The sequence below is a fragment of the Streptomyces sp. NPDC048277 genome (assembly GCF_040652235.1).
In the GTDB taxonomy this organism is placed as follows: Bacteria; Actinomycetota; Actinomycetes; order Streptomycetales; family Streptomycetaceae; genus Streptomyces.
In genome coordinates, this window is sequence record NZ_JBEZLQ010000025.1 from 95,012 (window position 1) to 108,920 (window position 13,909).

Consider the following 13,909-nt stretch of genomic DNA (forward strand, 5'->3'; position numbering starts at 1 on the left):
AAGCCGGGGTGCCGTCGAGGACCTTGAGGAATCCGACGCATACCGCGACAAGGGCAGAGAACAGCACCATCACCAGGAGCCAGGGAATCCAGGCACTGTTGGCGGGCTCGGAGGCCGACGTGGAAAGGGCCGTCGGAGCGGACGATCGGTGCCGGGTGTTCACAGCGACGCTTCTTTCTCGAATCGGCGGCGAGGGAAGGTGTCAGGGGCGGGTTCGGAGGACGGGCCCAGCAGCGCAGCGGCCAGGGCGATGCGGGTGCGCTGCACCGACGCAGCGACGGTCCGATGGGCGTGGTCCAGCTTGTCAAGGCCGTTCAGCGCGGCCACGATCTCCTGTTGCTCGGCCAACTCCAGGAGCGGAATCCGCAGCGACCCGAGAGATTCGGACCTGAGCGACGGGGCTGCGGTGGCGGCGGCCCGGTCCCGCATCCAGGCGACGGACTCCTCCAGGCACAGGTAGTGGAGCAGGTACTCCGGTAGCACCCGGTCCTCCTGTTCATCCAGCACACGGAGCCGGATGACGTTGGGGCTCATCAGCCAGCCGGCCTGATGCTGCTGCACCAGCGCCGGCGGGACGATCGCGCCGGAGCGGATACACACGATGTCCTTGTGCCGCAGCTCGAAGTTCCGCAACCGACGGGCCGTCTCCTCCGTCACCCGCTCGTCCGCTTCGTCGCTGATACGCCGGTCCTTCAGATGCCGTGGGAACACGACGGGAACCGGGCCGTGGGTGCCGCGCTGCTTCTTGCCGAGCTTGGAATAGGACGGTCCGGCCTGGATCTCGCACAGTGAGTCGAGGTTGGCCATCGAGGTCGGCTGGTTCCTCCGGGGCAGCGGTCCGCGGTTTCCGGCGAACGGTAGCTGAGCGGTGGCTTCCTGTATGTCTCGTAGGTGCTCCTCAGCGTTGCTCAGCTGCTCCCAGGCGGACACGAGCTCGTGCTCGAAGCCCTCCCCTCCGCCGCTCCGGTGTTTGACATGGTCAAGAGGGTTGAGGGAGTAGTCACTGCGCCGTAGTTCTTCCCGGGATACCAAGGCGGCGGGCACGTGTGGCTCCGCGGTCGTAGTTCCGAGGAGAGGTGCGGCCCCTCCCGCGTTTCTGCGAACGCGGTAGGCGTCGAGGAGAGATTCGGCGTCCAGGGCGCTGAGGACTCGACGCGATCCGTTCTTCGCTCCCATGTGCCGTGCGTCGAGGAACAGTGTGCTCTCGCACGGGTTGTTGGGGTGGCGCAGTATCCACACGGAGACCGGTACGGCGGTGCCGGTGAACAACTGGGCCGGCAGGGCGATGACACAGTCGACGACTCCGTTCTCCACCAGATTCCGCCGGATGGCCTGCTCGGCCTTGTGACCGGAGTTGCCTGCCTTGTTGGGCATGATGATCCCGGCTCGGCCCGGCTCGCGAAGCTTGGCCAGGCAGTGTTGGACCCAGGCGAAGTTGTCGTTGTCGAGAGGCGGAGCCCCGAATGCCCACTGCCCCTCGTGGCGCTCTCCGCGGCCGGGGTCGCTCATGTTGAACGGTGGGTTGGTGAGCACGATGTCGAACGACTCCAGCGGAGCCCGCCCCGCGCCGTCGTGCCAGGGGACTGTGCGCTTGAGGTCGAGAGCCGGGGAGACGCCATGAAGAAGGAGGTTCATGGTCGCCAGTCGCCATGTGTCGGCGCGCCGGGTCTCGCCGTACGTCCGGAGCGTCTCGTCGCGCGGCAGACCGTCCTTGTCCAAGGCGCAGGCAGCCATGGCCTCGATGAGGAACCCGCCGTCGCGGGCGTAGGGATCGTAGACGGACTCCGGTTGCCCAGGACCGAACTCCGAGCAGGCCAGCCGCGTCATCAGCCGGACCACAGGGCGAGGAGTGAAGAACTCGCCGCTGCCCAGCGCGGCTCGTTGCTCGTACTCGTCGAGGATCAGCCCGAATACGTCCTCGGTGAGGCGGCTCATCGCATCCACGACACTGCGAAGGTCACGAGCGGTCCGCGGCTCCAGGCGCCCCAATGCCTCCTGCATGCTCGAATGAACGCCGAGGCCACGCAGGTCCTCGTCGGCCGCGCGGCCGACGTCCCGGAGCAACTGGGCCGCCTCGTCGAGACTGCTGAGGGCGCGGGCGCGGGCGGCCAATGTGTCGAAGCGCTCCAGGGCGGCGCCGCGGAGATAGTGGAGACAGAGCAGCAGATTCAGATAGTCGAGCACACTGGCCGCCCCCCGTACCCGGTCGACGGGGCTGCCCATCAGATCGGTTACGATCCGCCGGTTCTCGGGGTGGGGTTCATCGACAGCTCCGGTCGGGATGCGGTACGACGACCCGACGCCGAGATGGTGCCTCACTGCATCGGCTGGGGACTTCCCGGCTTCTTCTCCCTTCCGGACACGGTCCCCGTAGGTGGTGCCGACGGGCTCTCCTGCGACGAGCCGCCCGGACGGCACCGGCCGTCGGTCCAGCCAGTCCATGATTTCCGACCGTCGGAAGTAGTCCTGCCCGTTGGAGCGCCGCGGCGACGGGAAGTCGGTCTCCTGTCTTTCCCAGGCCGTTACGGTCGGTCGGCCTACGCCTGCGAGCGTGGCGATCTGTGCTCGTCCGAGCAGCGATTCGTCACCGGTCGGCGGATACGACATGAGCGCACGGCCCCCTTCAACTGCGCCATGAGCAATGGCTGATGAAGACTGACCTTAGAAGCGCGCGACTCTGCTGAACAACTGCGCACCCGAAGTGCGCAGTCCCGTTGGGGTTGTTTGACCTAAGAGCGTTCGTGGGGCATCGGCCCCTGCGGTAGCGGTCTTGTTGCCGTCTCAGAGGATTTGATCGCCGCGTACCTCTGAACAGGGTGTTATGATGGAGCTGTTCGCTCGCTCGCGCACATGGTGCCTGCCGGAGTGTTCGTCACCGGGTGAACTGCCTTTTGGTGACAGCGGCGCGTAGGCAAGACCCTGCTTCGTCCATGCCGGATGACCATGGGCGCTTCATGCTGACGTGATGGGGCTTTCGTCACCTGAACCGGCTGAACGAACGCGGTCACTGCGTCGTCCGACGAGTGCCCGGGTTGTTCGGGGAGCTGGCGAGTGGTCGGGGTGAGGCGCGGGCGGCTTCTCGTCAGACCTTCTCGACTCGCACGGAGTGTCCCGCGAGGAGTTGATTCATGTCGTCGGTGTCGGAGGTGAAGACGGTTGCCTGGGCTCCCTGCGCGGCTTCCCGTCCGGCCACAGCTGCCAGGACGGCGTCGATGGCGTACTTGTGCCCATGCAGGCCGGCCGCCTTCAGCATGTCGCGCGCCATGGCGATCACCTGGTCGTCCGTGTGCGCGATGCGGATCCGGGACAGCGTCCAGTTCCACAGTGCCTGCCTCGACGTTTCGCGAGGGTCCCATGCCTCCAAGGTCGTGAGCGCCGAGGTGACGATCGGGATGTCGAGCCGTGGAGCCGTCTTGATCAGCGCAGCCATCTCCCGATCGCCCTGAACCGCCTTGGACAGAGCCTCGGAGTCCAACACGAAGACGCGCTGCCGCGGCCGGTGCAGCTTCGCTCGGGTGGTGCCGCTCACGCGGCCTCGTCCGAATGTGATCGCTGCTCGTCGTGCCAGCCGTCGATGGCGGCGATGCGATCCAGCGCTGCTTGCTGCTCGTCGTCTGTTACGGCGCCGTGCTCTTCTTCGAGGCGTTCGGCCAACTCGCGCAGTCGGTCCATGGCGTCCTGATGAGCGGCGGCGGCCGCGATGTAGCCGGACACGCCGCGCGCGTCGACGCGTTCCCTGATCGATTCCACCAGCTCTTCCGGCACGGTGATGGTGATCTTCCGGGTTGCCATACTTTAAGTATGCCACGCGCGGTGTGGTGTGACCCGCTCTTCTCGGAGAGGTTGCCGCGGGGGTGCAGGAGGGTGGGAGATGCATCGTCCGATGCTGATCCGGTGGGTGATATTCGGGAGATCAGCTTCCCATCCGCTCACGCAAACGGCCCCGGACGAGAAATCCGAGGCCGAATAGAACCCCTCCCTGGGGGAGAAACCCCAGGTCAGAGCGGCAACGCGCAGTGCCCCCGGCAGGATTCGAACCTGCGACACCCGCTTTAGGAGAGAGTCTATTGATCACCCCGTCTGTCCTGATCTTGCCCTGGCTTCACTGTTTCTGCTGGTCAACAGGGTGGAGTCTTCCGGCTTCTTCCGATCGTTCCCTGTCTTTACTCGGCCTTCCGTTCCCATGACGTTCCCATGAGAGGCCGCGAAAGTCCGTGGGGACAGGGGGCCGGGAGTCACCCGAGGCTGGCCGCAGGGTTGGAAGTGGTTGAGCACCGCAGACCCTTTACGCGTCAGAGTCGCTCAGTGCGGTGAGCAGCGGCAGGGTGGACAGGAAGCGTTCCGGGCCGCTGCGTTCGAGGGCCACCCGGTGACCTGCCGCCAGCCGTCGCCGGGGCGGCCGAGCAGGGCGCCGTCGGTCAGTGCGACGCCGCCCAGGTGGACGCGGTTGAAGGTGTGCTCGCCGGTGAGCAGGCGGATCGGCTCGACGCGGACGCCTGGACCGCGCAGGTCGACGATGAACTGGCTGAGTCCGGCGTGCGGGTCCATGGTGTCGGCGGTGCGGGCGAGCACGATCGCGTGGTCGTTGACGTGTGCGCCGCCCGTCCACATCTTGGCGCCGGTCAGCCGCCAGCCGTCCGCGGTCCGCTCCGCGCGGGTCCGGTCTCAACGACAAGCGAACGTCAACCTGCCGTCATGGAGGTGGCGGTCCGGCGCGCAGAGGATGTGGTGCATCAGCGGGGGCGAGAGCAGGGACCATCCGGGAACCCGTCGCTTCCTGTCTGCAGAAGGGACAGCTCCCATGCAGTTCCGCACAAAACTCGCGGTGGCGGCGACGGCCGGTCTGATGGCCTCCGGGCTCGCATTCGCCGGTGAGGCACAGGCCTCCTCCGGGTCACCCTCCGCGCTCTATTCGAAGACGTGCTCCGCCAGCTACGGCTCCCTGCGGACCTTCTACTTCACCAACTACCAAGGGTCCTGCGACGAGTTCTGGGCCACCTGGCACGACACCTCCGGCCTCACCTTCGGCAACGGCGCCACCGTCAACACCGGTGGGGTCTCTAGCGCGGAGAACGACAACTGGCGCAACGCCAACATGTACTCCGCCCCCTGGGGTCAGGGGAACCTGCACATCCAGTACGCCGGAACCTCCAGCAACAACCTCAACGGCCTGGGCCTCCTCGGCTCGCTGAGCTGGACGCCCGACTGGAGCTGACGCCGGTGTCCTGACCCGGTATCGCGGACCGGCCGGCGCGGCGCGCCACGGGGGTGGGCGCCTCGCCGGCCGGTCACGCACCCGCCACCCGCACGTCATGAGGGAGCAGAGGTCCCGCCCGTGATCCCGAAGTCGAACCGCCCTGGCCGCGCCGTCGGCCTGCTTCTGCTCGCGGCCTTGCTGACCGGCGCCGCGACCGCCTGCGACGGCCCCTCGGCGGCAGGGCCCCGGCCCGCAGCCGGGCATGCCACAACCGACCCCACCGACATGCCCCTGCCGGCCCGGGTTCCGGTGACGCCGGTCGGCGCGTCACCGACCGCCTGGCAACTGCCCATGGACGCCTACCAGTACACACCGGCCCAGTCCGCCAAACTCCAGGCCGCCGTCTACTCACTGACCAACTCCTGTATGCGCGGCCTGGGTTACTCCGCCGACCTGCCCACGCGGCTGCGCCCAGGCCCCGACCACAACGCCTTCCGCTACGGACCGGTGACCAACGCCCAGGCGGCGCAGGGTTACCGCTGGATGCTGCGCAAGGCCGCGCCCGCCAGCGCCGGCACCCCGAACCCGACCCGCGAGGAGTACGGCGCCCTGCTCGGCAAGTCCGCGCGGGGGCGCAACGGGCGCCCCGTTCCCGAGGGCGGCTGTTTCGGCTCGGCTCACCGGGCCCTGGACAGCCGGGGCGGCCGCGTCGACCTCCCCGACGTGATCCGCGCCATCGCCGACAACAGTTACGCGCTCTCCCAGCGCACCTCTCAGGTCCAGTCAATCTTCCACGCCTGGTCGGCCTGCATGCGGCAGGCCGGATACCGCTATCCGGACCCGACCGCACCCGCCCACGACGCGACCCTCGTCGGCGCGGCGCCCAGCGGCACCGGCCCGGTCCCGGCGGCGAGCCCGCGCGAAGTGGCCGTGGCCCGCGCGGACGTGGCCTGCAAAAGCCGGGTCGGCGTCCTGCCGGTCTGGTACTCCGTCGAACGGACCCTGCAGACCGAGGCAGCCGCCCGCCATGCCGCGGAACTGGCTCCCGTCCCGGCCGCCATCGCCCGTACCATGCGCAACGCCACGGCCGCCCTCAACTCCGGTGCTCTTCCAGCGGTTTGACCGGTCCGGATTTTGACCGGACCATGCCCTGAACGACCGCTGGGCCGCCTTGCTTTCCCCGGCGGCCGGAACAACAGTTGAACCGGCGCAGCCCACCGGCCCGGAAACGGTCCCACCGGCCTGTGCCGTTTCGGCGGTTGACCATTTTCAGGGGGGAAAATGGGCGGTGGTTCCTTCGGGGAGCTTCTGCGCGCATGCCGGCTCGCGGCCGGCTGGACGCAGGACGAACTGGCCGACCTGTCAGGGGTGTCGGCCCACTCGATCAGCGTGCTGGAAGCGGGGCGAAGGCAGCCGCGGCTCTCCTCGGTGAGCCGGCTCGCCGATGCCCTCTCGCTCGATCAGCGCCGCCGCGAACAGTTACTCGCGGCGGCGCGCACCGTATCCGCCCCGCCCCGCGCGGCCGTCGCCGCGGAAGCAGGGCGGCCGCGTCCGGGCGCGCCCTGCCAACTTCCTTACGACACCCGGCTGTTCACCGGTCGCGCCCGGGAGCTGGACCAACTGCTCGCGCTGGCCCGGTCGGCGCCCGCGGGCAGTTCCTCCGGCATGGTGGTGATCTCGGCGATCGACGGCATGGGCGGCGTGGGCAAGTCCGCGCTGGCCATCCGCGCAGGGCACCGGGTGCGCGCCCAGTTCCCGGACGGGCAGCTCTTCGTAGACCTCCACGGGCACACGGCCGGGATCGCCCCGGTCACCCCCGCCGACGCCCTGGACTGGCTGCTGCGTTCGCTGGGCGTGGCGCCGCAGCAGATACCAGAGGAACTGAGCACCCGTGCCGCCCTGTACCGGGAGCGGCTCGCCGACACCCGCACCCTGATCGTCCTCGACAACGCGGCCAGCAGCGCGCAGGTGCGCCCGCTCCTGCCGGGCACGCCCGGCTGTCTGGTCCTGATCACCAGCCGCAAGCGGCTGACCGGCCTCGACGACGCGCACAGTCTCGCCGTCGACGTGCTCCCGGACGCGGACGCGGTGGCGCTGCTGCGCGAGGGCGCGGGCCCCGGTCGTGTCCCCGCCGGCCATCCGGCGGCCGACGAACTCGTCCGGCTCTGCGGCCACCTGCCGCTGGCGATCCGTATCGCCGCCGCGCGGCTGCGCCATCATCGCGGTCTGCGGCCGGAGGACCTGGTGGCCAGGCTCCGCGACGAGCACCAGCGCCTGTCCCATCTGACGGACGAGGACCGCAGCCTGACCGCCGTCTTCGCGACCTCCTTCGCCTCTCTCGCCCCTGACGAACAGGACCTGCTGCGGCTGCTGGGCCGCTTCCCCGGCTACGACGTCGACGCCTGCGCCGTCGCCGCCCTGGCCGGCGCCGACCGCCGCACCGCGGAACGGCTGCTGGAGTCCCTGCTCCACCACAACCTGCTGATCCAGCGCACCCCCGGGCGCTACCTCTTCCACGACCTCGTCGGTCTCTACGCCCGCTCGAAGGCGGGGGAGTTGACCGGTGAGAGGGACCTCGACGCCCCACTGCGCAGGCTGGCCGGGTACTACCAGCACGCCGCCGCGCGGGCCAACGAGCACCTGGCGCGCCGTACCCGCCCCGGCCGCCGCCCGGAGCCGGCGGCCCCACCCGCTCTGCCCGCACTCGCCGACCGGGCCGAGGCGCTGGCCTGGATGCGCGGCGATCACCGCAACCTGCTCTCGCTCCTCGGCCACCCCGCCCTCGCGGACGTCCCCGGGTTCACCGTGTCGATCTCCGCCGACCTGGCGGCCTTCCTCCTGCTGGAGGGCCACTGGAGCCAGGCCGCCGCGCTGCACGGGTCCGCGGTGACGGCGGCGGCCACCGGCGACCGCCGTGGCGAGGCGGACGCCCTGTGCGACCTGGGCCGGGTCCGGCACGCGACCGGCGACTACCGCGGCGCCGCGGAGCTGTACGAGAGAGCCCTGGCGATCCACCAGGAGCTGAACGACCGGCACGGCGAGGCCAACGACCTGCACGAGCTCGGCCGCATCCGGCTGCTGACCGGGGACATCCCGGAGGCGGCCTGGCTGCACGAACGGGCCCTTATGGCCTTCCGGGCCCTCGGCGACCGGCTCGGCGAGGCCCGCGCGCTGTGCGACCTCGGCCGGGCCCGGCACTCCTCGGGCGACTCCCCCGCTGCCATCGAGCTGACCTCGCAGGTGCTCGCCCTCTACCGGTCCATGGGAGACCGCCGCGGCGAAGCCGCCGCCCTGCACGACCTCGCGTACATCCTGGACGAGACGGGCGACCGGGACGGCGCAGGGAAGTTCTACCAGGAGGCGCTGACGATCTACGAGGACCTCAACAGCGTGCAGGGCGTGGCCAACACCCTGCGCGGACTGGGCCGGGTTCGGCACGCCGTCGGCGACCACACTGTCGCGGCCGAGTTGCATCAACGCTCCCTGGACGCCTGCCGGGAGGTGGGCAGTCGCCATGGAGAGGCCGACTCGCTGCTCGGCCTGGGCCGGGCCCGCGACGCGCTGGGGGACAGCCGCGATGCCGTCGCCCTGTTCCAGCAGGCGCTGGCGCTCTACCACGAGATCGGCAGCCGCCTCGGGGAGACCAGGGCCCTGCTCGACCTCGGGGCCCTGACCGAACGGAGGGCGGACCCGCGTTCGGCGCTGACGCTGCATCAGCAGGCCTTGGCGCTCGCCCGTGACACCCGCAGGCTGCTGGACGAGGCGCACGCCCTGGAAGGCGCGGCCCGCTGCGCCCTCGCTCTCGGCGACCGCGCGGCCGCCCTCACCGGCCTGGAGGACGCCGTCGCCCTCTACCGTCGGCTTGGCTCAGCCGCCACGGCGGAGGCCGCTGCCCTGCTCTCCGCCCTGCGGGCCGAGCCCGCGCGCCCTGGTGCGGGGCGCGGAGCTCGACCTCATGGGGCGACCGATCCGGGCACCCGCTCCTGAGGAGCGGCTACAGGGCCGGGTAGGCGGGGTCCAGCCGGGCGGCCGCTTCCTTATCTTGAGGCTTGGGACATATGAGCTAGGGCCTGCTATGGCAAAACAGCCCATCTCAGACGCCGCCCAGATCTTCGGGGCCCGGGTGCGCGCCCGCAGGAACGAACTCGGCAAGAGCCAAGAAGGCCTTGCCGACGACAGCGGCATGCACTGGACGTTCATCGGGCAGGTCGAGCGCGGTCAGCGCAATGTGAGCCTGCACAACATCCTCAAGTTGGCCGAGGCACTGGGTGTAGATGCGGCAGAGTTGGTGCGGGGGCTGAAGTCGCCAGACCGCGCCGATAGCGACAAGAACCGAGGGCTGCATGAAGAACAGAGTCGACTGGACTGACGAGCGGCTCGGATCCAACGTCTACGAAGACATGGTCTCTGTCCTCATCAGTCGACTTCATCCGCAAGCCCAGCGCATCGACGGAGCGGGCGGAGACAAAGGGCGCGATGTCCAGGTGCCTCTCCCCACGGGCCTGGAAATCTTTGAGCTCAAGAGCTTTACCGGGCGTCTCGATGAAAGGTCTGGCAGGAGACGTCAAGTTTCTGAATCCCTCAAAAACGCGGCTAAGCATAACCCCGTGGTTTGGTATCTCGTCGTACCCATCAATCACACCGATGGCGAACTCGCTTGGTTCAATGATCTGACTGCCAAGTATCCGTTCCCGTGTGTCTGGCGTGAGAAGGATTGGCTGGATAGCCAGATGGCCTCCCACCCGGAACTCCCACGTTATTATCTAGAAGGTAGTAACGACGAGATCGTCAGCATGATGCGGGAGATTAACCAAGAGCAAGCCGCCCTTACTCGCGGTGTTACTGATCTCGTAGATCGTGTGCGCACGCTTAAGGATCGCCTCAACTCGCTCGATCCGCACTACGAATTCAGCTTCAGTGTTCAGCCGAACGGCTCCGTAGACGTCACAACTCATCGTCGATACCCTGGCGCCGAGAAGGATCGCCCCATTCGGGTCGGTGGTATTTTTCGCTTCCCCGACACTGATGACGGGAAGAAAGCTGCGCAGGCACTACAGGACAGTTTTGACTATGGTACAGCCAGTGTCGTCCCCAGCGAGTTCGTGAAGAACTTTTCCATCGATGCACCCGCCAATTTCGGCGGTAGTTTCGAAGGCGGTGAACTCAAGCTAGGTGGTGCGATTGATAACACGCCGCTGGCAGATGCACGGTTTGCTCTCCGCATTCGGGACGATCAAGGTGTTATCAAAGCTCACCTCCCGCTTGAAGCCAAAGAACGGACTTCAGGCAGGAAGGGAATCGAGCTGAAGCTCGAAGACCTCGGTGGCACGGCGAAGGTCGTTGCGCGGTTTGACGTGTCTATCCATCACGCCAAAATCAACTATTCGTTCCACATGCCCGAGCGCAGCTTGCCCAGCATCCTGTTGCCAGTTGTCCGCTTTCTAGCAGAGGCGAGAGAAGGCCGTGGCGCAACCTTGGTTCTTAATGGCAAGGAAATCGGTCCGCCAATGGATCTCCCCGCCTCAACCCCAAACGTTGAGGAGTCGCTCAAACTTCTTCGTGCCCTCGACGACATTCAGCGCATCAGTGGCGTGTACTTTCCGATTCCTCAGGCCCTGACCGATGAAGAATTTGAGTCAATCAAAGAAGTTCACCGGTACCTAACGAGCGAGACGACCATAGAGCAATGGGATTACGTGTCCTTCACGATCCCGCGGGAGAGTCTGGGAACCCCTGAGCTTCAGCAGCTCCAACAGGGTGACATCCTCCAAAACCTCGTACTAAGGAATGAACTAGTCCTTCACTTGGGCGAGGATTCCTACGACCTGGGATTCCTCAACAGGACGTACGCCTCGGCAAAACTAGAATCCCTGACCGACATTGCTGGTGACTCCGATCTTGAAGATACGGTTGCTGTGAAAATCGTGCCCGGCGACAACACGTCTGCATCAGTTTCTCTGACGTAGCCGCTTCTCACTCCCGAAGCCTTGGCTGCCCTCTGTCGGCTATCGAACTGACCGCCCTACCCTTGAATGACTCACAAAGAGTGGACAGCGGAGCGAAAAGCTGACTCAGGCTGAGGATCATATTGCCCAATGGCGGGGCAATATGAAGAAGCCCGGTAACTTGCTTCAGTTCATGGACCTTTACAACATCCCTGCTTTCAGGCCGATCGAGTTCGTATATTGCCTCGTCTACGGAAGGAGGAAGGGCATATCTAGCACTTCTGCCATGGACAGGCGCAATTCACTGCGCACCGACCACACCGATGTAAAATGGATGACCTACGACCGTCTACGCCCCAACGAGGGTGCGCGCAATTTTCCATGCGTGAAAGTCTCCACGGACAAGGACCTTACGGCCCTGTCTTTCCCGCCGACGACCGAGATCGATCTCTGGAGTATCGCCAACTGGAATAAAATTCAAGGAAAGAGTAAGGCTGTTCTCGCAAGCCCACACTTTGATAAGACACGCCAGAGATTTCTAGCAGATCGCCTCGACTATTGGGATGAGATACTCGCCTCGGGTGTCCAGATTTCACCAGGCGACAACTCCGAAGGTGAATAAGCTGCTACTTCGGTAACTGCTCGGCCTTCATTCGTCAGCTCTCCTGGCTTACCAGAGGCTCTGTCGGCCATGTCCCGCCCGTCCTACCCTTGCCCCATGGCCACCAGCACTGAAGTAACAGTCCGTACCCTCGACGGTCTCCACCTCGCCGGCACCTTGGCCGAACCAGGACAGCCCGTCACCCGAGTCGTGGAGGGTGGTGAGCGTGCGCAGTTCGATGGCGGGCGCCGTGGTCATGCAGCCATCCTCCAGGTGGCGGTGTGCTTGGACGTATGCCAGTAGTTGTGGCCGCCCAACGTCTGAGTCAGGCTCGAAGCTGCCTGACCATGACGGCATACACCGGTGAGTCTGCGAACGGTTGCTGCTCGCCGGTCTTGGCGTACCCCCACGACTCGTAGAGCGCCTGCACCTTGGGGTGGGTTACGTCGACCAGGAGTACGGCGAGGTCTTCCGTCCGCTCCTTCAGGAGCGCTTCGTGGAGTCGTTCGGAGATTCCCTGCTTGCGCCAGTGGGGGCGGACCATGACCTCGGACACGGCGTAGGTGGAGGAGTAGCCGTTGTTCGGCCGGTATCCGGTGGAGCGCCACCATTCGCGGCCGGGCGCGAGCGGAGCGCCGTAGGCGAAGCCGGTCGGTTCTTCTCCGTCGTAGGCGACGACACAGGAGAAGCCGTCCATGCTGGACCAGTGGTCGGCGAACCAGGCGAAGCGTTGGTGGAAGGGGTCGTCCATCTGGTCGGCGTAGGCGTCGGCATGAACGTCGATGAGCATCTGACGGAAGCCCTCGGGGAGACTTCCGTGCTGGAAGTGACGCAGGTCGGTCACGCTCGGCTCCATTCGGTTCGCATGCGGTCTGCCCAGTCTCGTGCGTAGGCGGTGGAGGGAGCCCGGACGAACAGGCCACGGTGGAAGTCGCCGATGAGCGTGCGCATGCGGCCCGGCAGGGGATCACCGTCCATGATCGTGAAGACATCGGAGGCGGTCACCGTGGCCTGCTCGGCGTCGCCCTGGTGGAGCTGGGCGAGGGCGAGCTGCGCGGTGGCGAGGGCCTTGTTGCGCCGGAAAGCCGCCGGGATCTTGGCCAGGGCGCGGTGGGCCATGGCCTCGGCGTGGGCGGGGCGTCCGCTGTTGAATTGCACGATGGCGGCGAGGTGGTCGAGTTCGGCCTGGCCGTAGAAGGCCGTCCAGCGCGGGCGTTCGCGCTCCGCCGTCTTGGTGTAGGTGTCCTGGGCAGATCCCAGGGACCGCAGGCCGGCCCGTCCGTCGCCGAGGGCCGCGTAGGCGAGGGCGGCGCGAACTCGGCCCAGTGAGTCGAAGAAGGGGTCCCGGCGAGCTGCGTAGGAGGCTTGGGCCGCTTGTGCAGCCGCGAGCGCTTCGGGCCAGTTGTGCCGCTGGTAGGCGAGCATGGAGAGGTTGACCCACACCCGCATCTCGGTGGGGCCGTCCTGGGAGAGGCCGGCGTAGGTCGCTGATTCGTTCAGGTACTTCTGGGCCTGGTCGAGGTTGCGGGCGTCGATGCAGGACCAGGCCGCGATGGTGGTGTACTCGGCGGCCAAGGCGTACAGGGCGCGGCGGACGCGTTCGCTGGCGTTGCGCTGTTGCAGCTCCAGGACGCCGTCGCGGCCCGCGGCGGCCGCCCTTTCCAGTTCGAAGTGGCCGCCTTGGCGGTCGTCGGCTTCGACGAGTGCGTTCATTCCGGCGGCGGCGCGTGCCACGTCCGACATGCCGACGGCGCGGCGTTGGGCCACCAAGGGGACGGCTGCGGCTGCGGCTGCGGTCCCGGTGGCCGAGGCGATGAAGGTGCGACGCCGCACGGGATCCTCCTCCTGCGGGTGGTGCATAGTGCGTGGTGCGCTGAACCCTAAGTCCTCGACCGGACAGCCGAACACCCGCTCCAGAGCGGCGCATGTGCGTCCGATGGGTCGGCGCGAGGTTCCGTTCAGCAGGTTGCGGACCGTCCGGGCGGAGACGTCGCCGGGCCGGCCGATGATGTCCGCGAGTGCGGTGTTCATCCGACCTGCTAATTCCTCCTGCGTGAGCCCGAGTTCGTCCATCCGGCTCTTGAGGATGGTGTTCGCTGCCATGTCACCGACGGTAGACCGGCAGCATTGAGCGAACCAGCCCTCAGATCACGGGACCGTAAAGTC

At 67.0% G+C, this 13,909-nt stretch carries 12 protein-coding genes; 6 read left to right on the plus strand and 6 right to left on the minus strand.

The window, feature by feature from the left end; translation table 11 throughout:
- Nucleotides 1–159: 159 nt before the first annotated feature.
- The 4 genes from AB0D85_RS39665 to AB0D85_RS39680 all read right to left on the minus strand — a co-directional run bounded on the left by AB0D85_RS39665 (nucleotide 160) and on the right by AB0D85_RS39680 (nucleotide 4,611).
- Nucleotides 160–2,223: an N-6 DNA methylase gene (locus tag AB0D85_RS39665; protein ID WP_362331688.1), complete on the minus strand. Its 2,064-nt coding sequence runs from the start codon at nucleotides 2,221–2,223 to the stop codon at nucleotides 160–162.
- 859 nt (nucleotides 2,224–3,082) lie between these two features.
- Entirely contained in the window at nucleotides 3,083–3,529 is a 447-nt protein-coding gene (locus AB0D85_RS39670) for a hypothetical protein (protein ID WP_362331691.1), read from the minus strand.
- Nucleotides 3,526–3,792: a hypothetical protein gene (locus AB0D85_RS39675; protein WP_362331694.1), complete on the minus strand. Its 267-nt coding sequence runs from the start codon at nucleotides 3,790–3,792 to the stop codon at nucleotides 3,526–3,528. The genes AB0D85_RS39670 and AB0D85_RS39675 overlap by 4 nt, the downstream gene beginning before the upstream one ends.
- Nucleotides 3,793–4,302: 510 nt before the next feature.
- A complete protein-coding gene (locus tag AB0D85_RS39680; RefSeq protein ID WP_362331697.1) occupies nucleotides 4,303–4,611 on the minus strand; it encodes a hypothetical protein in 309 nt (102 codons plus the stop codon).
- A gap of 190 nt (nucleotides 4,612–4,801) precedes the next feature.
- On the opposite strand from AB0D85_RS39680, the gene AB0D85_RS39685 reads away from it, so the two are divergent.
- The 6 genes from AB0D85_RS39685 to AB0D85_RS39710 all read left to right on the plus strand — a co-directional run bounded on the left by AB0D85_RS39685 (nucleotide 4,802) and on the right by AB0D85_RS39710 (nucleotide 11,764).
- On the plus strand, nucleotides 4,802–5,215 hold the full coding sequence (locus AB0D85_RS39685) for a hypothetical protein (protein ID WP_362331699.1): 414 nt from the start codon (nucleotides 4,802–4,804) through the stop codon (nucleotides 5,213–5,215).
- A gap of 120 nt (nucleotides 5,216–5,335) precedes the next feature.
- Nucleotides 5,336–6,319, plus strand: a complete 984-nt coding sequence (locus tag AB0D85_RS39690; RefSeq protein ID WP_362331701.1) for a hypothetical protein — start codon at nucleotides 5,336–5,338, stop codon at nucleotides 6,317–6,319.
- Between the two features lie 159 nt (nucleotides 6,320–6,478).
- Nucleotides 6,479–9,184, plus strand: a complete 2,706-nt coding sequence (locus tag AB0D85_RS39695) for a tetratricopeptide repeat protein (protein ID WP_362331703.1) — start codon at nucleotides 6,479–6,481, stop codon at nucleotides 9,182–9,184.
- 88 nt (nucleotides 9,185–9,272) lie between these two features.
- The gene (locus tag AB0D85_RS39700) at nucleotides 9,273–9,566 is read left to right on the plus strand and encodes a helix-turn-helix transcriptional regulator (protein ID WP_362331706.1); all 294 of its coding nucleotides are present in this window, start codon (nucleotides 9,273–9,275) and stop codon (nucleotides 9,564–9,566) included.
- Entirely contained in the window at nucleotides 9,541–11,163 is a 1,623-nt protein-coding gene (locus tag AB0D85_RS39705; protein ID WP_362331709.1) for a hypothetical protein, read from the plus strand. Before AB0D85_RS39700 ends, AB0D85_RS39705 begins: the two co-directional genes overlap by 26 nt.
- A 265-nt stretch (nucleotides 11,164–11,428) precedes the next feature.
- Nucleotides 11,429–11,764, plus strand: coding sequence for a hypothetical protein (locus AB0D85_RS39710; protein WP_362331712.1), 336 nt, complete (start codon nucleotides 11,429–11,431; stop codon nucleotides 11,762–11,764).
- A 304-nt stretch (nucleotides 11,765–12,068) separates the two neighbouring features.
- Here the strand turns inward: AB0D85_RS39710 and AB0D85_RS39715 are convergent, their stop codons facing one another.
- Together AB0D85_RS39715 and AB0D85_RS39720 are read right to left on the minus strand one after the other, a co-directional pair.
- Nucleotides 12,069–12,599 carry a GNAT family N-acetyltransferase gene (locus tag AB0D85_RS39715; protein ID WP_362331715.1) on the minus strand — a complete coding sequence of 177 codons (531 nt, stop codon included), beginning with the start codon at nucleotides 12,597–12,599 and terminating at the stop codon, nucleotides 12,069–12,071.
- A complete protein-coding gene (locus tag AB0D85_RS39720; protein WP_362331718.1) occupies nucleotides 12,584–13,846 on the minus strand; it encodes a helix-turn-helix transcriptional regulator in 1,263 nt (420 codons plus the stop codon). The genes AB0D85_RS39715 and AB0D85_RS39720 overlap by 16 nt, the downstream gene beginning before the upstream one ends.
- Nucleotides 13,847–13,909: the final 63 nt, after the last annotated feature.

Excerpts from the sequence above, each read along its gene's own strand:
- AB0D85_RS39710 (WP_362331712.1), top strand. The coding sequence starts at position 11,429 with ATGGACAGGCGCAATTCACTGCGCACCGACCACACCGATGTAAAATGG.
- AB0D85_RS39715 (WP_362331715.1), bottom strand. The coding sequence starts at position 12,599 with ATGGAGCCGAGCGTGACCGACCTGCGTCACTTCCAGCACGGAAGTCTC.
- AB0D85_RS39695 (WP_362331703.1), top strand. The coding sequence starts at position 6,479 with ATGGGCGGTGGTTCCTTCGGGGAGCTTCTGCGCGCATGCCGGCTCGCG.
- AB0D85_RS39680 (WP_362331697.1), bottom strand. The coding sequence starts at position 4,611 with ATGTGGACGGGCGGCGCACACGTCAACGACCACGCGATCGTGCTCGCC.
- AB0D85_RS39700 (WP_362331706.1), top strand. The coding sequence starts at position 9,273 with ATGGCAAAACAGCCCATCTCAGACGCCGCCCAGATCTTCGGGGCCCGG.
- AB0D85_RS39705 (WP_362331709.1), top strand. The coding sequence starts at position 9,541 with ATGAAGAACAGAGTCGACTGGACTGACGAGCGGCTCGGATCCAACGTC.
- AB0D85_RS39720 (WP_362331718.1), bottom strand. The coding sequence starts at position 13,846 with ATGGCAGCGAACACCATCCTCAAGAGCCGGATGGACGAACTCGGGCTC.
- AB0D85_RS39675 (WP_362331694.1), bottom strand. The coding sequence starts at position 3,792 with ATGGCAACCCGGAAGATCACCATCACCGTGCCGGAAGAGCTGGTGGAA.
- AB0D85_RS39665 (WP_362331688.1), bottom strand. The coding sequence starts at position 2,223 with ATGGGCAGCCCCGTCGACCGGGTACGGGGGGCGGCCAGTGTGCTCGAC.
- AB0D85_RS39685 (WP_362331699.1), top strand. The coding sequence starts at position 4,802 with ATGCAGTTCCGCACAAAACTCGCGGTGGCGGCGACGGCCGGTCTGATG.